Annotated in this window: 24 protein-coding genes and 1 pseudogene; 17 read left to right on the top strand and 8 right to left on the bottom strand. The window is 33.8% G+C overall.

Annotation, left to right across the window (positions count from 1 at the left end):
* Nucleotides 1-116: 116 nt before the first annotated feature.
* From RTP99_RS20420 to RTP99_RS20395, 6 genes and pseudogenes are all read left to right on the top strand, one after another.
* Nucleotides 117-245, top strand: a pseudogene (locus RTP99_RS20420) (LysR family transcriptional regulator); the annotation flags it as partial.
* Between the two features lie 523 nt (nt 246-768).
* Nucleotides 769-1,248 (top strand): MarR family winged helix-turn-helix transcriptional regulator, encoded by a 480-nt coding sequence (locus tag RTP99_RS20415; RefSeq protein ID WP_001044425.1) that lies wholly within the window; start codon nt 769-771, stop codon nt 1,246-1,248.
* Between the two features lie 76 nt (nt 1,249-1,324).
* Nucleotides 1,325-2,770: an aryl-sulfate sulfotransferase gene (locus tag RTP99_RS20410; RefSeq protein WP_000509958.1), complete on the top strand. Its 1,446-nt coding sequence runs from the start codon at nt 1,325-1,327 to the stop codon at nt 2,768-2,770.
* A 176-nt stretch (nt 2,771-2,946) separates the two neighbouring features.
* Nucleotides 2,947-3,969, top strand: a complete 1,023-nt coding sequence (locus RTP99_RS20405) for an ABC transporter substrate-binding protein (RefSeq protein WP_000239836.1) — start codon at nt 2,947-2,949, stop codon at nt 3,967-3,969.
* A 14-nt stretch (nt 3,970-3,983) separates the two neighbouring features.
* Nucleotides 3,984-4,763: an ABC transporter ATP-binding protein gene (locus tag RTP99_RS20400; protein ID WP_000255351.1), complete on the top strand. Its 780-nt coding sequence runs from the start codon at nt 3,984-3,986 to the stop codon at nt 4,761-4,763.
* 14 nt (nt 4,764-4,777) lie between these two features.
* Complete coding sequence (locus RTP99_RS20395) at nt 4,778-5,602, top strand: ABC transporter permease (protein WP_001275005.1); 825 nt, start codon at nt 4,778-4,780, stop codon at nt 5,600-5,602.
* A gap of 82 nt (nt 5,603-5,684) precedes the next feature.
* Here RTP99_RS20395 and RTP99_RS20390 read toward each other — a convergent pair whose 3' ends face one another.
* Nucleotides 5,685-7,061 (bottom strand): catalase, encoded by a 1,377-nt coding sequence (locus RTP99_RS20390; protein ID WP_000344200.1) that lies wholly within the window; start codon nt 7,059-7,061, stop codon nt 5,685-5,687.
* Nucleotides 7,062-7,333: 272 nt separating this feature from the next.
* Here RTP99_RS20390 and RTP99_RS20385 point away from each other — a divergent pair, with 272 nt between their 5' ends.
* Nucleotides 7,334-8,551 (top strand): aspartate aminotransferase family protein, encoded by a 1,218-nt coding sequence (locus tag RTP99_RS20385; RefSeq protein ID WP_001286497.1) that lies wholly within the window; start codon nt 7,334-7,336, stop codon nt 8,549-8,551.
* A 237-nt stretch (nt 8,552-8,788) separates the two neighbouring features.
* Nucleotides 8,789-10,246: an MFS transporter gene (locus RTP99_RS20380; protein ID WP_001186944.1), complete on the top strand. Its 1,458-nt coding sequence runs from the start codon at nt 8,789-8,791 to the stop codon at nt 10,244-10,246.
* Nucleotides 10,247-10,302: 56 nt separating this feature from the next.
* Here RTP99_RS20380 and RTP99_RS20375 read toward each other — a convergent pair whose 3' ends face one another.
* Genes RTP99_RS20375 through RTP99_RS20365 form a run of 3 tightly spaced genes read right to left on the bottom strand, consistent with a single transcriptional unit; the run spans nt 10,303 to nt 13,476 of the window.
* A complete protein-coding gene (locus tag RTP99_RS20375; protein ID WP_000860530.1) occupies nt 10,303-11,412 on the bottom strand; it encodes a DUF4018 domain-containing protein in 1,110 nt (369 codons plus the stop codon).
* Complete coding sequence (locus tag RTP99_RS20370; RefSeq protein ID WP_001014358.1) at nt 11,387-12,550, bottom strand: DUF58 domain-containing protein; 1,164 nt, start codon at nt 12,548-12,550, stop codon at nt 11,387-11,389. Before RTP99_RS20370 ends, RTP99_RS20375 begins: the two co-directional genes overlap by 26 nt.
* A complete protein-coding gene (locus RTP99_RS20365) occupies nt 12,547-13,476 on the bottom strand; it encodes an AAA family ATPase (protein ID WP_000608765.1) in 930 nt (309 codons plus the stop codon). The genes RTP99_RS20370 and RTP99_RS20365 overlap by 4 nt, the downstream gene beginning before the upstream one ends.
* A gap of 206 nt (nt 13,477-13,682) precedes the next feature.
* Here RTP99_RS20365 and RTP99_RS20360 point away from each other — a divergent pair, with 206 nt between their 5' ends.
* Both RTP99_RS20360 and RTP99_RS20355 read left to right on the top strand, forming a co-directional pair.
* On the top strand, nt 13,683-14,000 hold the full coding sequence (locus RTP99_RS20360; RefSeq protein WP_001092634.1) for a PadR family transcriptional regulator: 318 nt from the start codon (nt 13,683-13,685) through the stop codon (nt 13,998-14,000).
* Between the two features lie 7 nt (nt 14,001-14,007).
* A complete protein-coding gene (locus RTP99_RS20355) occupies nt 14,008-14,535 on the top strand; it encodes a DUF2812 domain-containing protein (protein WP_000448689.1) in 528 nt (175 codons plus the stop codon).
* Nucleotides 14,536-14,649: 114 nt separating this feature from the next.
* Here the strand turns inward: RTP99_RS20355 and RTP99_RS20350 are convergent, their stop codons facing one another.
* Together RTP99_RS20350 and RTP99_RS20345 are read right to left on the bottom strand one after the other, a co-directional pair.
* The gene (locus RTP99_RS20350) at nt 14,650-14,943 is read right to left on the bottom strand and encodes a hypothetical protein (protein WP_000602676.1); all 294 of its coding nucleotides are present in this window, start codon (nt 14,941-14,943) and stop codon (nt 14,650-14,652) included.
* A 147-nt stretch (nt 14,944-15,090) separates the two neighbouring features.
* Nucleotides 15,091-15,336 carry a hypothetical protein gene (locus tag RTP99_RS20345; protein WP_000433609.1) on the bottom strand — a complete coding sequence of 82 codons (246 nt, stop codon included), beginning with the start codon at nt 15,334-15,336 and terminating at the stop codon, nt 15,091-15,093.
* Between the two features lie 282 nt (nt 15,337-15,618).
* Between RTP99_RS20345 and RTP99_RS20340 the strand changes: the two genes are divergently transcribed.
* The 7 genes from RTP99_RS20340 to RTP99_RS20310 all read left to right on the top strand — a co-directional run bounded on the left by RTP99_RS20340 (nt 15,619) and on the right by RTP99_RS20310 (nt 20,509).
* Nucleotides 15,619-16,002, top strand: coding sequence for a VOC family protein (locus RTP99_RS20340; RefSeq protein ID WP_000364494.1), 384 nt, complete (start codon nt 15,619-15,621; stop codon nt 16,000-16,002).
* 14 nt (nt 16,003-16,016) lie between these two features.
* The gene (locus RTP99_RS20335; protein ID WP_000506665.1) at nt 16,017-16,559 is read left to right on the top strand and encodes a GNAT family N-acetyltransferase; all 543 of its coding nucleotides are present in this window, start codon (nt 16,017-16,019) and stop codon (nt 16,557-16,559) included.
* Complete coding sequence (locus tag RTP99_RS20330; RefSeq protein WP_000106117.1) at nt 16,559-17,140, top strand: kinase; 582 nt, start codon at nt 16,559-16,561, stop codon at nt 17,138-17,140. The genes RTP99_RS20335 and RTP99_RS20330 overlap by 1 nt, the downstream gene beginning before the upstream one ends.
* A 162-nt stretch (nt 17,141-17,302) precedes the next feature.
* Nucleotides 17,303-18,037, top strand: a complete 735-nt coding sequence (locus RTP99_RS20325) for a LytR/AlgR family response regulator transcription factor (protein WP_000021620.1) — start codon at nt 17,303-17,305, stop codon at nt 18,035-18,037.
* A complete protein-coding gene (locus tag RTP99_RS20320; protein WP_046647447.1) occupies nt 18,037-19,353 on the top strand; it encodes a GHKL domain-containing protein in 1,317 nt (438 codons plus the stop codon). Before RTP99_RS20325 ends, RTP99_RS20320 begins: the two co-directional genes overlap by 1 nt.
* Nucleotides 19,354-19,442: 89 nt before the next feature.
* Nucleotides 19,443-20,120 carry a YhfC family glutamic-type intramembrane protease gene (locus tag RTP99_RS20315; protein ID WP_001013690.1) on the top strand — a complete coding sequence of 226 codons (678 nt, stop codon included), beginning with the start codon at nt 19,443-19,445 and terminating at the stop codon, nt 20,118-20,120.
* 2 nt (nt 20,121-20,122) lie between these two features.
* Nucleotides 20,123-20,509 carry a DUF3887 domain-containing protein gene (locus RTP99_RS20310; protein ID WP_001230585.1) on the top strand — a complete coding sequence of 129 codons (387 nt, stop codon included), beginning with the start codon at nt 20,123-20,125 and terminating at the stop codon, nt 20,507-20,509.
* 30 nt (nt 20,510-20,539) lie between these two features.
* Here the strand turns inward: RTP99_RS20310 and RTP99_RS20305 are convergent, their stop codons facing one another.
* On the bottom strand, nt 20,540-20,755 hold the full coding sequence (locus RTP99_RS20305) for a helix-turn-helix domain-containing protein (RefSeq protein ID WP_000974624.1): 216 nt from the start codon (nt 20,753-20,755) through the stop codon (nt 20,540-20,542).
* Nucleotides 20,756-20,765: 10 nt separating this feature from the next.
* Nucleotides 20,766-21,248, bottom strand: a complete 483-nt coding sequence (locus tag RTP99_RS20300) for a DUF2975 domain-containing protein (protein ID WP_000809099.1) — start codon at nt 21,246-21,248, stop codon at nt 20,766-20,768.
* Nucleotides 21,249-21,482: the final 234 nt, after the last annotated feature.

The raw sequence follows: 21,482 nt of genomic DNA, 5'->3' as shown, positions 1-21,482 counted from the left end.
TTATAGAATCATTCTATAAGTCTTTTTATTGCTGTATAGAAAAATATATAGGCACATTCTCTTCTCACAAGAATAAATAAAATTTTTAACAAGAGTGATAAAATAAATATATAAGCAGTAAACTTTGTTTTAAACCATTACAACCTAAATTAGAAGCAAACTTAAATATTATATGGAAAAAGAATCAAGTGTTTTCAAATGCAGCCTATGACTTTATCAATCAGCTCCGAAATAGTATAAACTAATTATAATTTAAAATGAAAAGTAAAAAACGTGCTGTCTTACTTATTAAGATGACACGTTTTTTACTTTTTGAAATAGTCGTTATTTTTCCGAAGATTTAAGTAAAACAACTGCGGAAATGTTTATGTTCAAAAGGAGAAGTAGTGAACAATAAAAAAGATTTTAGTTCTGAAAATTGTTATTTTGTGATTGATAAAGCAGTTTTAGAAAGAACTCCCTCGCTCTAGTAGTTATGTAAAGTGGGGGAGTTTTATATTTTAAGTGTATTGTTATGAATGGAGTTACATATAAATAATGTTCAACAGCAATAAATAGATAAATTAGAACGAAATACTTTTAAAACCTACTTGACAGATAGGTATTAGTGGATTAATATGTGGATATTACTTATTTTACCACTCATTATTTTAATGCTAAAACAATTTGAATAGCTGATTGGATAACCAAAGGCACGTATACATTTCGAAATTTTGAAATGTGTTCGTGCCTTTTTGTATTATTCATAGAGCAAGGAGCGGAGGAGATATGAACAAAACGATGCCAACATTAATTGAAGAAACAGATTGGTTGTTTCGTAAAATGGTCCGTAAATTTGTGAAGGAACGCGACAAAATTAAGATTGAAGGTATTATGTTGCCGGGCTTCTTAATATTAAACAAAATTATTCAAGATGGTGAGCAACGTCTAACTGATTTGGCAGAAGAACTGGATTTGACATCAGGAGCGATTACGGCATTATGCGATAAGTTAGAAGAAAGAGGCCTGGCTATTCGGAAACGTCATCAGGAAGATAGACGAATCACTTTACTTGATATTACTGAAGATGGCCTGAAATTTATAAAGCGAAATCATAATATAAGAACAAGTTTTATGTCTGTTTTATTCGATGGATTTTCAACAGAAGAATTACACGTGCAGGCCGAAGTTTTTAAACGCTTAGCCCATAATTTAGAACAACTTTCTCATACGATTATGAAACTAAGTAATGAGAATAGGGAGGAGTAACGAAGAATGCTATTAGTCTAGTTATTTAGGACTGAAAATTCAAAAAACATCGATAATATGAATAGGAGTGGAAAGAATGGGACATCCAACAATTTATCCAACAGGGGCAACAGTATATAATCCCGGGAAAGCTTGGAGTGGTTATACAATTTATCAAGCTGCAGATCATGGTGCTTTATTAATTGATATGAATGGGAAAGAAGTACACTTATGGAAAGGGTTACGGGGATTTCCAAACAAGGTGTTACCAGGCGGATATGTTTTTGGTCATACAGCACAAAGAGATCCTGAGTTTGGTTTTCAGGATGAAGTCGATTTAGTTCAAGTTGACTGGGAAGGAAACATCGTCTGGAAATTTAACCGTCTGGAACATATTGAAGACCCAGGACATGCCTCGCAGTGGATGGCTAGAGCTCATCATGATTACCAACGTGAAGGAAATCCTGTCGGGTACTATGCGCCAGGATTAGAGCCGAAAACAGAAAGTGGAAATACGCTAATTTTAGCGCATAAAAATGTACATAATCCGAATATCTCCGATAAGCCGTTATTAGATGATGTAATTATTGAAGTAGATTGGAAAGGGAATATTATTTGGGAATGGGCTGTCAGTGATCATTTTGAAGAACTTGGATTTGATGAAAGTGCTAAAAATGTACTATTCCGTAATCCTAATATTAGATCCTTTGGTGGTAATTCGGATGGAGATTGGATGCATATCAATTCTATGTCTACAATTGGTCCGAATAAGTTTTATGATCAAGGAGATGAACGTTTTCATCCTGAAAATATTATTTGGGATGCTAGAGAGTCAAATATAATTGCCATTATTGATAAAAAGACAGGAAATATAGTTTGGAAACTCGGTCCTGATTATTCTAGCCCAGATGTTAAGCATTTAGGATGGATCATTGGACAACATCATGCACATATCATTCCGAAAGGATTGCCTGGAGAAGGGAATTTACTCGTATTTGATAATGGTGGTTGGGCAGGATACGGTCTTCCAAATCCTGCATCTCCATACGGTTCCAAAAATGCTGTTCGTGATCACTCGAGGATTTTAGAAATTAATCCAGTAACTTTAGAAATTGAATGGCAATATACGCCAACTGAAGCTGGGTATCAAGCTCCTTTAGATTCATATCGATTTTACAGTCCATATATTAGTTCTGCTCAAAGGCTGCCAAACGGAAACACATTGATTACTGAAGGAGCAGATGGTCGGATTTTTGAAGTTACTCGTGAGCATGAGCTTGTATGGGAATATATTTCACCATATAAAAATAACAGAAACTCAAATATGGTTTACCGTGCGTATCGTGTACCGTATGAGTGGGTACCTCAACTAGAAAAACCAGAGGAGAAAGAAATTATTCCCCTTGATATAGCAGCATTTAGAGTACCAAATGCTGCAGAAGCTGGTACGGAATCCGTTGTGACAGTCGAAGGGACAATATCTTACGGCACCGGAGATTTTTGTGTAGCGACATTGGAAGAAATAAATAAAAAACGAGATTAACGCTAGTAAATTAAAGTGTGGGGAGAGTAATTTCCCCCCACTTATTAAAATGAACTTGATAGGTTCGTTATATGACAAAATGTTGCCATTTCTTTATTTGTAATAATTTAACGTAATATTGTGGTGAAATAAAATCCCGCTTCAAGTTTGAACAAATTGTTATGGAGGAGTGATAAATGGTGAAATTAAAGCCTTTATTTTTAAGCTTATCAATGATTACCAGTTTAGCTGTCGCAGGGTGCTCAAGCTTTTCAAAAGAAAGTGCGGGAACGACGAAAAGTAATGGGAAAGAAACGGCCACGGTGAAAATGGCTATAGATACAGCGGCGGGTGGTTCTTTTCAGTTTAGAGCTGCCGAGAAACAAGGTTATTTTGAGAAAAATAGTATTAAAGCTCAACTATCAAATTTTGCTTATGGAATTGATACAGTAAATGCGGTATTAACCGAACAAGCTGATACAGGTCTTGCTGCTGATTATGCGCTTTTAAATTCGTTAGGAAAAGGGGATATGGTCGTAATTTCAACACTTACGCGAGGAAATGAAAAATCATCAAAAGACAATGAGCTTCTAGTTAGAGAGGGGATTAAAACAGAAAATGATTTAAAAGGTAAAAAGTTAGGCGTACCTAAAGGGACTGTAACGGAGTATGTTTGGGCGAAATATTTGGTAGCGAAACATATTAATGAAAAGGATATTACCTTCGTTCCATATAGTACACCAGACGAAGCTATTGTAGGGATGAAAAATGGTGATATAGATGCTGTTTGGAGTTCTGGTGCGTTAAAGGATAAATTTAAAAATATAAAAGGTGTAACAAAATTAGGTGATTTAGAAAGTGCGGGCGTTACAATTGACAGCTATTTACTAGCAAAAAGATCATTTGTCGAGAAGAATCCAAAAGCAGTTGAAAATGCACTTAAGGCTCTTTCTGAAGGCATAAAATACGTAGAAAACAATAAAAAAGAAACAGCAAAACTTGCTTTTGAACAATTGAAACTACCAGAGAAAGACGCATTAAAAGATATTGAAAGACAGAACTATGTTCTTGGATTTACTAAAGAAGATGCTAAGCATCTAGAAGATATGAAAAAATGGTTAGAAGAAAAAGGGAAGCTGAAAGATAAATATGAATTGAAAGATAAGATTGATCTTGAATCACTAAAGAAAGCTTTCCCTGAATCTGTTACTTATAAATAGAATAGGAGTGAAGTATGGTGAGTACAGTAAGTGAAAAAGAAGTATTGAAATCTCCTGTAGCCATTTCTATTTCTGGGTTATCTAAATCATTTAATAATGAACAATTTGTTTTAGAAAATGTAAATTTAACAATTGGGAATGGTGAATTTTTTATATTACTTGGCCCGAGCGGATGCGGGAAATCTACATTACTCAGTATGATTGCTGGATTTGTTGAAAAAACATCAGGAGAACTTATGGTAAATGATGAAGAAATAAAAAAGCCGGACAGAAATCGCGGTGTCGTTTTTCAACAAGCAGACGCAGCACTTTTTCCGTGGCTAACAATTAAAGAAAATGTTGAATTTGGTTTGAAAATGAAAAAAATGATAAAGCAGACTCGAAACGAAATATCCTCTTATTATATAAAACTAGTTGGGCTAGATGGGCATGAAGGAAAATACCCAAGAGAACTTTCTGGAGGTATGAAACAAAGAGTCCAATTAGCACGTGTTTTAGCCAACGACTCGGAATTTTTATTAATGGATGAACCATTTGGAGCGCTCGATGCAATGACTCGAAGAACGATGCAAATAGAGTTAATTCGAATTTGGAAAGAAACAAACAAAACGATTATTTTTGTCACTCATGATATTCAGGAAGCTTTATTACTTGGGCAAAGAATAGGGGTAATGTCTAAAGGACCTTCTTCAAAAATTGAAAAGATTTACGATATTCCACTACCGTATCAGAGAACATTTACAGATAAAGAATTTAATTACTATTATCAAATGATCCAATCACACTTTGATTGAAAGGAGGTCCCAATATGAGCGCATTGAAAGATGAGAGTGCAAGAAAAGATACTATTTATGAAACAAATAATTTCAAGACTGGTTTAAAAAAGAAGCTATTACAAAGTGGAATTATCGCTTGGATACTTATCCTTGCAATATGGAGTGCTGTGGCGAGTTTTTCTGATCCGCAATTTTTGCCAAGTCCGATAGCAGTTTTGTATGGAGCGATTGAACTGAGTCAAAATGGTTCCTTATTTATATATATAGGAGTTAGTTTTTTAAGAGTAATAGCTGGATGGATTTTAGGGAATTTTGTAGCTATTCCGGTAGGGTTATTAATTGGCCGAATCCCATGGTTAAGAGCGCTATTTGATCCAGTTATCAATTTTATTCGTTTTATTCCACCTCTTGCCTTTATAACATTATTTATGCTTTGGTTTGGTATTGGAGAGCAATCTAAAATTTTCCTCATTACGTATGCAACTTTCTTTATCGTGACGATTAATACAATTACCGGTGTGCAAGCTGTTGAAGAAGATAAAATTCGTTCAGCGAGAAGTATGGGAGCATCAGAATGGCAAATTATGTTCCATGTCATCATACCTGCTGCACTTCCTTATATGTATACTGGAGCAAAGCTTGCGATGGGATCCTCATTTATGGCTATTGTTGGAGCTGAAATGGTTGCAGCTAATGAAGGAATTGGCTATATGATTTGGAATGCAAGGTTATATTTCAAAACAGATTGGATTTTTGTCGGTCTTGTTATTCTTGGATTGATGGGCTTCTTGATGGATCGGATATTTAATAAATTCGGAAGTGTAGTTCTGAAAAGATATAATGTGGTAAAAAAATAAAAAAGAGCCATTTAGCTAACTAAAAACGGTTAGATAAATGGCTCTTTTTTATGAATAAAAGTCGATGCGTGCTTACGTCTTATTATTTTTTTATTTCGGTTTCAATCCTCTTCACCAAATCAACAGACACGTTATGAAAATACTCTAAAACGACCTTCCTAATATCATCGGATATAACTTTCAAATCACCAGCTAAGTTTTCAGCAAGATGTTCTTTTTCTATCGGTTTTAACGTCGCATAAAATTCGCCAGCCTGCGTAAAGTCATCTTGTTTCGATATAGAAGTTCTCTCAAGTTTACCATCAACGTACCTTCCGTCACCGCTCGTTATTTGATTAGCAGGTGTCCAATTTTGCTGTTGGTTAATCGTTAATTTGCGGAATTCAGGACCAATTCTTTTTCTTTGGGAATCACTATAAATGTTAGCTCGCCCTTGCAACATTTTATCATCTGATAATTCAGCACCGTCAAGTAAATTAGAAGGGGAGAAAGCGACTTTTTCTATTTGTTCCATAAAATTTTCAGGGTTTTTATTTAATACCATTTTGCCGACTGGTATAAGAGGATACGCTTTTTCATCCCATATTTTTGTATCATCTAAAGGATCGTAAGAAAGATGCGCTTCATCTTTCGGGTCCATGAGCTGGACATATAAACCATATTCCACTGGTTTACCGTTTGCAATTGCATCATATAAATCTTTCCCGCTATAATCAGGGTTTTCGGCAGCCAGTTTATTTGCTTCCTCGCTAGTAATGAATTGTACACCTTCAAATGGGTACCAATGATACTTTACGTACTTTCGATTACCTTCTGCATTTCTCCAAACATATGTATTTACACTATGTCCTGGAATGTGGCGAAGGCTTTTGGCTGTACCATTATCAGAGTACAAACGGACAACGAAATGTATGGATTCAGGTGCTCTAGCGACAAAGCTCCAAAATCTATTAGGGTCTATTAAGTTATTTTTAGGTGAAGGTGACAACGCTTGAATTGTTTCAGGGAAACGCATCGGATCGCGTACAGAAAAGACAGGAATGTGATTACATAATAGATCGAAAATACCTTCTTTTGTATAAAATTTTGTAGAAAAACCGCGTACATTTCTAGAAGTATCAGGTGTTCCTTTCGTACTAACAGCTAGTGAAAATCGTACCATAACAGGAACTTTCTCATTAGAATGTTGTAGAAAACTTAGTTTCGTATGTTCAGACATTGGATAGATCGTTTGAAAATAACCAAATGCACCAAATCCTTTTACATGAACAGGTCTTTCTAAAATTTTTTCGTGAATAAATTGTTGTAACGCCTCGTGAAGCACACTATCTTGCTCTAGAACAGGTCCACGTGAACCAACTGTTTGAGAGTGAAGTATAGCTTGTTCATTACGTTCTTCATTATCATTAAAGTCTTTCCCTAGTAAAGATTGCCTCTGTTTATCATAGTTTTCATCCATCAATATAGCCTCCAAATCTTTTTTGTCCATTGTTACTAAATATGATTTTATAGCGTTGATTATGTATAACACGCTAAGTTCAAACCAGTAACAGACCGCTAGATGAGAAAAACGCGTATGTAGTGGACCTGTTGAAATAGAAGAAATTATGGAAAAATGAATATCGGGAAGAACATTACTATTAAAATTTTAAACTTAAAAATGAATTTATATATGAATTTAAAGAAAATGAACAGAAATAAAACAGGGAGAATAACTAGGAGGAATGTAACATGTCGGATTGGTTTCAATTAGATAAAGAGTATATGATGTCAACGTACTGTCGTACAAAGCTTGCGATAGAAAGAGGAGAAGGGTGTAAGCTGTATGATGTGGATGGTAAAGAGTATTTAGATTTATTTTCTGGTGTAGGCGTAAATGTATTAGGATACAATCATCCGAAAATTGTGCAAACGACAATGGATCAAGTTACGAAGTCGTTGCATCTACCGTTTCATTTTTTAAACCCAGTTGCAATTGAGTATGCAAAGAAATTAGTTGATTGCTCTTTAAAAAACGGAAAGGTCTTTTTTACAAACTCTGGTACGGAAGCGACAGAAACAACGTTGAAATTAATTGATAAATATAGAGCTATTACGCATGAAGAACGTGAAGGAATTGTAGTGCTGAAGAATAGTTTCCACGGGCGTACGTTAGGAGCACTTCATTTTACGAGACAAGAAAGTGTATATCAAAATTTCCCTAAAACATCGATCCCGGTATATGAAGTTGAGCGCGAGAATATAGAGGAATTAGAAAAAACAATTATTCATGAAAATCCAATTGCAATTATGTTAGAACCTGTATTAGGAAGCGGGGGAATTTATCCATTATCGGGTGAATATTTACATGGTGTTCAAAATTTATGTGAGAAATATAATGTACTACTTATCGTTGATGAAGTTCAAAGTGGTATGGGGAGAACAGGAAAACTATTTGCTTATCAAAATTTCAATATTACACCACATATTATTCAAATTGGTAAAGGAGCAGGAGGCGGGATACCACTTGGCGGAATTATTGTAGGTGAAAAGTTATGTGATGTATTTGCACCAGGAGATCACGGTACAACATTTGCTCATTCATCAATGGGAACGGCTTTAGGTTTAACGGTATTAAATACATTACTTGACGATGGTTTAATGCAAGAAGCATATGAAACGTCACTATATTTGAATGACAAACTGCAAGACATTCAGAAAGAAAATTCTTATTATATTCAGGAAGTGCGTCATGCGGGGATGATGTTTGGGATAAGTGTGAATGACACGAATGAAAATGTGAAGAAATTACAGATTGAGTTAATGAATAAAGGAATGTTAGTCGATGTAACACAAGGGAATATTATTCGATTACTTCCGCCGTATATTATTACGAAAGAGGAAATTGACGCATTCACTTATGAGTTTATTTCTTGTGTTCATAACATAGCTGCTACAGCAAGTATTTAAAAAAATATAAAAAATATAAAAAGCTGAAGAAGGCGCTATTTTAGCGGCTTCTTCAGCTTTTTAAAATAGTAAATTACTTAACCTAGAGAGCATCTCATTGGACAAATAATTAATTATGTGAAACAATAATAACAGATAAGGAGACGTTAATTTTCCTTAAGTGCTTCGAATTAATTTTATTCAATAAGAGAAGGTGTGCTTAAAGAAGTTAAATTAAATAAGGAGCTGTTTTATTATATGCAACAAAATAATGATTTAAATTTTGAACCTCAAGACGTTAATATTGTCAATCCTAAACAAGCCAGGAAAGCAGTAGTTGCTACTGGTATAGGGAATGCAATGGAGTGGTTTGACTTCGGATTATACGCGTATTTAGCGGTAATTTTAAGTCAATTATTCTTCTCAGGTGTTGATAATAGTGGATTGCAACTTGTACTTACATTCGGTACATTTGCTGCAGCCTTTCTCGTTCGACCAATTGGAGGTGTATTCTTTGGTAGAATAGGAGATAAATACGGCCGAAAAATCGTGTTAAGTACTACTATTATTTTAATGGCACTTTCTACATTATTCATCGCATTACTACCAACCTATGAACAAATTGGTGTATGGGCACCAATACTACTTTTAGTTGCCCGAATGATTCAAGGCTTCTCTACAGGCGGCGAATATTCAGGAGCAATGGTTTATATCGCAGAATCTTCTCCAGATAAAAAGCGTGGTATACTCGGTAGTGGTCTTGAAATTGGAACACTCTCAGGTTACATTGCTGCTTCGGTAATTGTTACCATTTTGACGTTATTGTTAACAGATGAACAAATGCTCAGCTGGGGCTGGCGTATTCCTTTCTTAATAGCTGCACCAATTGGCTTGGTCGGTTTATATTTACGCCGTCATTTAGATGAATCTCCTATCTTTGAAGAGATGGAAAAAGCACAAGAGGAATCTGAAGACAATGAACAATTTTCATTTATGGATATTATGAAATATCACAAAAAAGACTTCTTATTAAGCACAGTAATTGTCGCCTTCTTTAATATTACAAATTATATGATTCTTTCGTATATTCCTTCTTATCTAACTCAAGTACTTAAAGTCAAAGAAACAACTGGCTTATTAATTATTTCAATTACGATGGCACTTATGATTCCGCTAGCACTTTATTTCGGTAAATTAAGTGATAAAATTGGTAATAAACGCGTCGTGCAAATCGGCTTACTTGGTTTAACTGTATTTGCAATTCCAGCATTTTTACTGATTGGTAACGGACATATTGCTGCTATATTTGCAGGTATTTTCATATTAGGTTTCTTCCTAAGTGTGTATGAAGGAACATTACCGTCATTATTACCATCACTCTTTTTCACCGATGTACGTTATCGAGCACTTTCGATCTCATTTAATATTTCTGTATCAATATTCGGTGGAACAACACCACTTGTATGTTCATACTTAGTTCATGCGACTGGTAACCCGCTAGCACCGGCATTTTATTTAACAGGTGTAAGTATCATTGGATTAGTCGTATTTAGTGTTCTATTCGTTACAACATCAGGACGCGCGCTAAAAGGTTCATATCCTACAGTAGAAACGAAAAAAGAAGCACACCAAATCGCTAAAGAAGACCCTGAAGAAACACTTTGGTGGCATGAAGAGTCATTAGAGATTGAAGCAGGGAAAAACGCCTCAATTTAAAAAGTAACGTAGAAGTATAAAAAGACTCCTATGAAAATAGGAGTCTTTTTGTTGTATTATTTTTTTCTTTTCTTTAAATCCTTCTGATACATGTAAAGCTTATGAATTTCATCCTTAAATTCCTGCAAAAGTACGGTGTTTTCCTCATTTGAATAACGCACTGTATTATAAGTATTAATAATAATATGACTTTGAATATTTACATCTTCTTCAATATTTATTCTATCTAACCATGCCTCAATAGTTTCTCCCCGATTTCTATTTAAAGGGGGAGTTAACTTACTTTCAAGCTTAAAAATCTCTTTTCGAATTTCGTTATGTGGCGGTTTGTTTCGTTTCAAACGTTTTTGGCTCATGCCGTCTTTATCAGTAATGATAGTAGATTCAAAGACAGGTATATTTGGTAAACTGAATTGTTTTCGTTTTTTTATTATTTTCCAAACGACATAAATAGCAATGGCTGCACAGGCTATTATGGTTATGCTATTTATAAGAGTTGGATCAAAAGGACGTGGCTCCAATCCATCCTTAATTGTAGGATCTTTTAGATTTCCTTTATTCGACCAAAAATCATCTGTTTCTTTTAACGCGGCTGCTGAAAATAATGGATTAATAGCGTATCCGAACCCTAATGCAACTGCTTCTATGATAAATGAAAAAACAAGACGAATGAAAGGAAACACTTGAATAAGTACTATACTCATTACACCAATCGTAATAATAGAAGCGAAACGTAATAACTGTTGATTACGATTTGCCCCGGTTAACCAAAATGTAATCATAATGTGTAAAACTAATAGTAACAGTTTCCATAAAGGTGGAAAGGGCGTATAAAATATGGCTGAAACACCAAACCAAACAATACCACCTAACGATTTTTGAACTGGATATCCTGGTCCAACTACATGTACGATAAAGAAGAAAAGCGGTAACATAATGATGCCAAATAGAGAGAAAGGGAGAAAAATAGAACAACCGATTATTTGAGTTATTAACAGTATGACAAATCCTGTTGTTTTTTTCTTCATTAATTTATGAACAAGAAATACACCAATATAGCCTGTTGCTAAAAATATAACAACGGCAACAAGTTCGTCCCTTTCTGTTAATAACGAAAGGAGGAGCAGCAGAATAAAGTCATTAACGTGATAGAGCCAAGTTTTCAAGCTTTTCCACCATCCCTTCGTTATTTATGAGAAACGTAGGTTGCGATAGAAGAGAGAGGTCATTCTTCTGCAAGCCAATGTAAATCATTGTAGAGAATCGTTCTCCTTTTCTATTTGTATAATGGAGAAATCCTTGTTTCGGAATTAATGTGCTATCGTCTGAAATACGTGCTAATTCCTCTAAAGCTTTGGCGTAATGTGTTTGCCCTTCATTTAATGGTAAGTGCAGAGGACCACCTTCGGCTAATATACTAATAAATAATTCAAACGGTATTTGATGCTTCGTAGCGTATTGACAAATGTATGTTGCAAATGAAATAAGATTTTCTATATTATCTTTCCAACCAAACCCGCGATCAGCAGCTAAAGAAAGACAGATCGTCCAACTATAATTTTTTACAGGTTCATATTGCTTCGCCTGTAATTCCTGCATTTTAGCAGATGCTTTCCAATGAATAGAACGGAAAGACTCACGTTCATATCGTTTCACACCGATAATAGATGTTTCATCATTGTAAAATGAAAAATTGGTTCGATAAGATCCATTTAAAAGTTGCTGAAGTTCTTGCAAACCTGCTACTTCTTTAGGAGAAGGGTACACAATAATTTCAGTTCTTAATTTATCAAATACAGGTAAATGTACAGATAATAAATGAAAAGGATCTTTCAAAACACATTCGAATTGTTCAATTTGAAACACGCCACGCTTCGTTGCGGTTAATGATAAATCCCATTTTTGCATTGAATGAGCAGGTTGTGAAAATGGGAAAGAGAATAGTGTTTTTGATATTTGTTCAATTCCTTGATCTTTATTCGGTAGTAGGGACGGATCTAAATGAAAATAACAAACACCATTAACGAGTGGTATATTTGCTCCATTTTTTAAATGAATAAAAAACTGTCCAGATTCATCAGGGAAAAGCCGAGTTGTTTGTTTCTCATTTATCACTTGAAACTTTTTCTCTATGTAAGCGACATATTTATAAATGAAAATCGCAAATAAATAGTAGAAGAAAAAGAAAAACATAATGATTCGTTGCGGCATAAAAAATGTAAATAGTATCGCGCCTGGCACAGATAGTTGAATAATATGAAGTTGAAAAAATAAAGGTACAGTTACAACGCGCTGTCCATTCATGCTTGCTCAATCTCCACTGGTACGTCAACCTCTTTTAAAATCTTTTGCATCATTTCATTTTTTGTCGTACGTAATGCGCCTTCCATTGATAAGACGATACGGTGATTCCAAACAGAAGGAACTAACAATTGTATATCTTCTGGTGTGCAATATTCTCTCTCTCGTAAAAAGGCTAGCGCTTGAACAGCACGTACTAAAGCTAATGTGGCACGTGGACTTACACCGTTAGCGATATAATCATGATTTCTTGTAGCGTGAGCAAGTTTAATAATGTAATGTTCTAACGGTTCTGATACGAAAATTTCTTTCACTCGTTTCTGTGCCTCTAAAATATCATCTAAAGTAATAACAGATGTGACACTTTCTAGTGGTGCATCGTTACGAAAACGTCGCATCATTTGTAGTTCATCTTCAGGATTTGGATAACCTATAGAAATTGTCATTAAAAAACGATCAAGCTGTGCATCTGGAAGAGGGAACGTTCCTTGTGATTCAATTGGATTTTGCGTCGCAATAACAAAGAACGGTTTTGGAAGAGGAGTTGACTGCTTTTCAAGCGTCACTTGTCGTTCTTCCATCGCTTCTAATAAACTAGACTGTGTTCTTGGCATTGCACGGTTAATTTCATCTGCCAATAAAATATTTGCCACGACTGGTCCTAGTCTTAACTCGAATTCGCTCGTTTTCGGATTGAAGTATTCAATACCTGTCACATCACTCGGAAGTACATCGGGTGTAAATTGAACGCGAGAAAAATTACCACCAATACTTTTTGAAAGTGTTTTCGCAAGTAACGTTTTCCCAGTACCAGGTACATCCTCAAGAAGCACATGACCGTCAGCAAGCAAGGAAACAATTAATAGATCTATAACATTTTCTTTACCTACAAAAACTGATCCTATATTTTCTTTCAATTTATTTATCATATGTATCATTCCTTTCAAAATATAAACGGATATTTCTATATTTTAACAAATTATTCAGAAAATTTATACGGTTTTTCAATTCAAAGAAATAAATATTCAATTATTAAATTATATTCTTGCACATTTTGGAATGCAAATATATAATATCGGTATACGATGTATCGTAAGTCGATATATCATGAAGCGATGTATCGGAGGTGGTTATAATGAATACGAAAGCGAGAAAATATATTCCGTTAACTGAGGCGACATATTACATATTGTTATCACTAGTGAAACCAATGCACGGATATGGAATTATGCAATTGGTAGAAGAGATGACAAATGGAGAAGTAAAGCTCGGTCCTGGAACTTTATACGGGAATACGACGAAGTTACTAAAAGAGAAGTTAATTGTTGAAGTGGCTTCTACAGATAGAAAGAAGTGCTATGAATTAACGCCGTTTGGGAGAGAAGTGTTGGAGCTAGAGTACAATAGATTACAGCGTTCGGTTAAAAATGGGAATAGTATATTAGGGGAGTGATTGGAAGATGGAGACAAAAAGGGTATTTAAATTTTACGCGGGATGGAGTTTAGAAAAAGAGGAAGCCTTTTTAAGAAAAATGCATCAACAAGGCTGGGCGCTACAAAGGTATAATATGATGTATACGTTTAAGAAAACTGAGCCGAAAGATGTAATTTATAAAGCAGATTTTAGGTTGGATTATAAAGATTCAAAAGAAAAGAAAAAAGAATATATTGATATATATGAAATGTGTGGATGGAAACATGTAACGAGTTTTGCGAAATGGAATTATTTTTGCAAAGAGGTAGAAGAGGAAAATGAGTTGCCTGATATATATTCAGATAAGGAAACGAAGATACAAAAACTTACTGAGTTGTTACAAGTCATTGCAATTATGTTTGCAACATTAATTCCAGCACTTTACTTATGTCTTTTTGGAGTATCAGAATCTGGATTATATAAAGGTATGGTAGGTTTTTTGGGTTGTTTATATTTATATATGCTTATTAATTTATATTGGAAGATTAATAAAATGAAAAAGGAAATATTGTAACAAAGGTTGCGACTATTAAAAGGGGAGGATTGGGATTGGTATAGAATCAGCTCCTTTAATTTTTATATATGTTTATTTTGTTCGATCTTTTTTACATAATAAAAGACCTCCTTTTTAATTCATAGAACTAACAGTTACAAAGATAATCCCAGTAATGATACCTAAAAAAATCATAAATGAAGAAGTAATTAATAATAACGAACTAGTAATTAATATCACTTTATTAGATTTTTGTTTTTTATAAATGAAATAAAGTAAAAGACCACAAACAGTAGAAAGTATCCATGTAGCTAAACCGTAAGAAGTCGAGATTTTCTTCCAGTCGAAAATCCAAAAGTAAAAGATGACTATGTGACAAGTTAATAATAGAAATGTTGATGGAAGCATTATCTTTTTATTTAAAATCATTTGTTTTACCTCCCTTATGTAAATATTACCAAAAAAGTGTAGGGTTTAATATATATAATAAGGAAGAAATACATTTTTAATTAACGTATTAAACGAAAAAATCCCTTATAGAAAAATCTATTTCTACAAGGGATAATCATGTTTTTATTAGAAAGACTGATTTTGAGCAGGTTTAATAAATTGTTCAGGATTTTCAACAAGTCCGCATACAGCACATTGGACACGGTAAGTAGGTCCTTGATAGGCCATATGAAAAGCATTCATCGTTTCATTTGTGTATTCCTCTTCTACTTGACCAGTTTGTGGATTTAACTTAACGGGTTTTACTTGTTGCTCAAGAATATTAAAGCGAGTGCGGTTCGTTTTACAACTTGGACATAGCATTGGTTCCATATGTATACACCTCCATTTGTAGCATTTCTTAAACTCATTAATTTTATGCAAACAAAAAACTTTCTCAATATAAATAGGTGTTTAATGTATTTAAAATTCAGAAAAAATAAAATATAATAAGAGTACGAACTGGTTATGTCCAAACCAAATCTCCTGTTTTATGCCAATAAGCTGGGGGGCCGAGAAATCGGCCTCATTTTTTTGTGCTCGCTACTATAGGAAACAAGGTTTTTATGAGACTTTTGTCGAAATTTTAGGGATGGATATAAAGGGGGATTAATAATGGATTTGAAGATGAAGTACATCATTTTATATGTAGAAAAGTTTGAGGAATGTTTAAAATTCTATAAAGATATTTTACAGTTGCCTATAAAAGCAGAGCACGGTACATATATTGAATTTAATACGGGATCTACAATATTAGCAATGAATACGCGGCAAGACGTGAAAGAATTAACAGGATTACCACTTACAGAAGGCGAGTTACAATCTTCTCATTTTGAATTAGGATTCGTTGTTGAAAATGTAGAAAAAATGATTGAGCAATTTAGAGAACAAGGTATTACGATTTTAGTTGAACCAATTGTAAAGCCGTGGGGACAAACAATTGCATACATTGCTGATCCAGATGGGAATTATATCGAAATTTGCAGTTCATTAGAATAGAAGGAGAAAAAGAGATGGGGTTTCCGAAACTAGAAACAGAACGTTTACAATTAAGAGAATTAACGCTGTTAGATGCAGAAACGATGTTCCGTTATTTTTCAAAAGAATCTGTTATACGTTATTTCGGAATGGATTCTTTCGAAAATATTGAGCAAGCGAAAACAACGATTCAAACGTTTAAAAATCGTTATGAAGAGGGAAGTGTATTTCGCTGGGGAATAGAGAAAAAGGGGACGGGCCAATTAATCGGAACATGTGGTTTTCATTTAATTAACCATCATCATAAGCGAGCTGAAATTGGTTATGAATTAGACGATACATATTGGGGACAAGGATACGCATCGGAAGCGTTACAGGCGATTTTAGCTTACGGGTTTGAAAAGTTGCAACTTATAAGAATTGCTGCTGTTGTATATGTAGAAAATAAAGCTTCTCAAAAATTATTAAATAAAGCAGGATTTCAAGAAGAAGGATTACTTCGAAAACATATGATTCAAAATGGAGTTGCGCATGATACGATTTTATATTCTTTATTAAAAGAAGAGTGGAAGAAATAATGAGTACAAACGAACTTATAACTATTATGAAGAAGCATAGGGAAAATAGATTCATTTTAGGTATAGATGGTTTAAGTCGTTCAGGAAAAACAACATTTGTTGCAAATTTAAAGGAAAATATGAAACAGGAAAGCATTCCGTTTCATATTTTTCATATTGATGATCATATAGTGGAGCGTAATAAACGCTACAATACCGGATTTGAAGAATGGTATGAGTATTATTATTTGCAATGGGATATTGAGTGGCTTCGGCAAAAGTTTTTTCAAAAGTTACAAAATGAAACGAGACTGAAATTACCGTTCTATCATGATGAGGTAGACTTATGTGAAATGAAAAAAGTACAGATCCCCATAGTAGGTGTCATAGTAATTGAAGGTGTTTTTCTACAGCGAAAAGAATGGAGAGATTTTTTTCACTATATGGTGTACTTGGATTGTCCAAGAGAGACACGGTTTCTACGGGAGAGTCCGGAAACGCAGAAGAACCTTTCAAAGTTTAAGAATAGGTATTGGAAAGCAGAGGATTATTACTTAGAAACGGAATTGCCGAAGGATCGGGCGGATGTAGTCATAAAGTGATTTGAAGAAAACCTCAACTTTTTGTTTGAAAAGTTGAGGTTTCTCTATGTAATAGCAGATTAATTATTTCAATTAATGAGAAGGAGAATATTATTATAATTTGAATTATATATTTATAGATAAATCTATAGATGAAAAGATTTCAATAAAGCGAGTGATCACATGAGTATTTTCATTTTAGAAGACGATGTCATACAAGCACAGCAAATAAAGCGGCTAGTTGAAGAGATTTGCGAGAAATATATGTTGCCTTTTGATTTTATTGAGGTAACTAGTAAAAGTGAAAACATCATTACTAACATTGCTAAGGCGAAGTATGTCCCAATCTATTTTTTAGATATAGAGATTAAAAGGGAAGAGCGTAAAGGGTTACAAGTAGCACAAGAGATACGAAAGTATGATACGCAAGGAATTATTGTTTTTGTAACGACGCATTCCGAATTTGCACCTATTTCATATCAATACATGGTATCAGCTTTAACTTTTATTGATAAAGGGTTGCCATACGAGGAGAGATATAAAGTTTTTGAACAATGTTTACTTCAATATGAAGCAAGAAATAAGCATATTATTCCGTCGGATGACTTTATCGTTGAAAATAGTAATGCCACTGTGCGGGTTCCTTTTCATGAAGTTGAATATGTTATGACTGATGAACCGCACCGGTTAGCATTAGTGACGTTGGGGCGAATCGTTTATTTTTATGGAACTTTAAAGGAAATTGAAATAATAGATGAACGTTTATTTCGTTGTCATCAATCATATATCGTGAATACGAAGCAAATGTCTTCTTATGATACGAAGCAAAAAATGATAGTTTTAAAAAGCGGGAAACGTATTCCAGTATCACGTCGTTTAGTGAGTAAAGTACGTAACATGTTAAAGGGTGAGATGTAATGTATATTTATGATTTATTTGCAATACTGCTTACTAGTATGTGTCATACGTTTTTATACATACAATTAATCCGGTACAACAGATTGTCAGTTAGAATGTTAATAGCTTTAAGTGCGGTATTCATTATTTTACTTGCTATCGTCGTAACAGTAACGAGATATCCAGAATTGAATAGTACGATTGTGTTATTTTTAATAAGTTTAGGATTAATGCAAAATGAACTAAAACTTAAGCATAATGTATATTTTGCACTAGTGAGCATGGTGATTATAACGTTAGTAAAAATGTTGCTTTTGGATTTAGGAATGAAACTCTTTATGTTAACGCCATTCAATTTATATTTATGGACAGGAAGTATAATTCATCTTATCGTAACGACACTTACTTTTATCGGTATTCTATTAGCGCGTAAAAGAATTCAAAAAATTGCTCAATATATAGTAAGTAGTCCGTTATATTATATAACTTACATATTATTAATTGTCGGGTTTATTATTGAACTAATTTTAACTCAGCCGTCAACTGAGTTTTTAGCAAAAATAAATCAACAATACAGTGAAGTAAGTTATAATTCAGCGATTATTATTTTTTTATTATTACTAATCATTGTACTAATAAGCTCACATTTATCGAAAGAAAAGTTACGAGAAGAGCATGAAAAACGTTTAGATAAAGAGTTATTAGATTATGTGGAGAAATTAGAGAATATGCATGATGAGCTTGCTAGTTTCCGTCATGATTATATGAATGTATTACTATCGTTAGAAGAGGGAATACGTACAAAAAATGTGAAAGAAATTGAGAAAGTGTACTACGATGTTATTGCTCCCACATTCAAAACAATAAATGATCATGAACTTGATATCGCAAAATTATCTCGCATACATATTCCTGAAGTAAGGAGTGTATTAAGAGCGAAAGTCGGTACTGCCCAGCAGCAACAAATAAAAGTAATGCTTGATATACCAGAGAACATTGAAAGTGTTTCGATGGCGATTATTTCATTTATTCGCATCATTTCAGTTTTAGTAGACAATGCAATTGAAGAAGCCGTACAAAGTGAGGAGAAGATATTGCAAATCGCATTCTTTAAAATGGATTCACGACAATATTTCATCGTGCGTAATAGTTCAAAGAGTGAAGGGATTGATTTGCAAAAAATTTATGAAAAAAACCATTCAAGTAAAGAAGGGACTAGAGGATACGGACTATTCTCATTAAAACGTATCATGAATAAAACAAATAATGCGACGTTAGAAACAACTTATGTAAGTCCCTATTTCACGCAAACATTTATATTAAAAGAGATGAAATAACCATCTATGATGAAAATGAAACCGAATAGGAAATAACTACATACTTTCTTCACTCATTTTTATACACTTCAAGTAAGAGGTGAAGCGAGATGAATGGTCTTATTTTTACAGCAATGATTAGCTTTGGTTTACCGCTTATTGCACTTTTATATGCTGTTTGGAAGAAACGCTATATTCCATATATGTTAGGGGTATTGGCTTTTGTTGTATCACAAATATTGATTCGTATACCAATACTGAATTATATAAATGGAACTAGCACAGATTTTCAAATGTTTTCTGTTATGCAGCCTGTCCTATTTGCGCTTTTGCTTAGTTTATCAGCTGGAATTTTTGAAGAGGTAGCTCGTTTTATCGCCATGCGCTATTTTATGAAACAACGAGATTGGCAGTCTGGTTTTTTATTTGGGGCAGGACATGGTGGTATTGAGGCAGTGTTAATAGTTGGCATCCCAGTAATATCCCTATTATTTTCACAAACAGTCATTCAAAATGGTGACAGTTACTATTTCGGCGGCATTGAGCGTATTTTTGCGATGGTATTACATGTTGGGCTTTCCTTCATTGTATTACAAGCTGTCGTCCAAAAAAAATTTCGTTATGTTGTATATGCAATTCTCATCCATGGGGCTGCAAATGCAATAGCGGGCATTATATCACTTTATGTACCAGGAAAAAGCGGGATCATTATATCAGAAGTTTCAATAGCAATTTGTGCGTTACTCGTTTTTAGTTATAGTTTCATTTTAAAAAGAAAGGGTGTATGAAAATGAGAAAAATGTTACTTATTATTATAAGTGCTATCGCGGCGTTCGCGCTCGCGGCATGTACCGGTAATAAAGTAGATGAAAGTACGTCAAAAAAGTTTATTCCAAAGGCGGAAGAAATTGTATCATTATTAAATGAGGCAAAGTATAAAGACGTGCGTGAAAAATTTGATAGTAAAATGAAAGCTGCATTGTCAGAAGAAAAGATGAAAGATCTTACACCTATAATAGAGAAAGCTGGTACATTCGAAAAAATTGAAAAACAATCGATTGAAGAAAAAGATGGCTTATATACTGTTATTCTTGTAGCAAAATATAGTAAAGAACAACGGACATTCATTATAACTTATAATGATAAAGAAGAAATAGCAGGTTTAGTTATTAAATAAAAAGAGTCCTTCTCGTATGAAGGACTCTTTTTATTCGATATCTTCAGGTCGATATTCTAAAATATCCCCAGGTTGGCATTCTAATGCTTTACAAATGGCTTCTAAAGTTGAAAACCGAACTGCTTTTGCTTTTCCGTTTTTCAAAATAGAAAGGTTAGCCATTGTAATTCCAACCTTCTCCGAAAGCTCTGTTACACTCATTTTTCTTTTCGCTAACATTACATCAATATTAATAATAATTGCCATATTATTCACCTCAGACCGTTAAATCATTTTCTGATTTTATATCTATCGCATCTTTTAATAGTCTTTGGAGAACGGCAGCAAAGACCGCGATTACCATTGAAGCAAAAATCATAATCATTCCAATAATAATAATGCCAGGGGCGTCATCTCTCTCTGCCACAAGATAGAAAAGTGGCATACCTAATACATATAATACACTAATTGCTAGTGCGCTGTACTTAATATTTTTTAAGGATTTAACAGATAGTTCTGAGAATGCATTGTTCTTATCAATATAGTTTAAAAGCTTAAATGTTTGGTACAAAGCAAAATAATAAGGTATTGCTGTTGCGTATAAGTTGATAAATACAAGATATTTAATATATGCAATATCAGGATATAGTTCAGCAGCGAAGTTTCCTATTTTAGGAACTAAAAAAATGCACATAGCAAGAACAGGGATACCCATTAGAATCACAGCTGTCTTTAGGAAGAGTGTTGATCCTTGTTTCATAAAAAGCACCTCATTTATTTAATATCTTATTAATTTACCACGGAATTTATTGTTAAACAATAAATTTTTATTTAATTCAATTGGGGATTTATTGTTTAACAAGTTAATAATAAAAAATCTTCTTTATAAGATAGATGAACTATACCGACATGTAATGAATAAGAAAGTTACTATTGTTAGCTTTAGAAAAATTGGGAACTAATAAAACATATGTAGGCAGTCAGAATTTTGTAT

This window comes from Bacillus sp. (in: firmicutes) (assembly GCF_031983925.1).
Classification (GTDB): Bacteria; Bacillota; Bacilli; order Bacillales; family Bacillaceae_G; genus Bacillus_A; species Bacillus_A pacificus.
The sequence above is the reverse complement of the archived record's forward strand: the minus strand, read 5'-3'. Positions and strand labels throughout refer to the sequence as shown.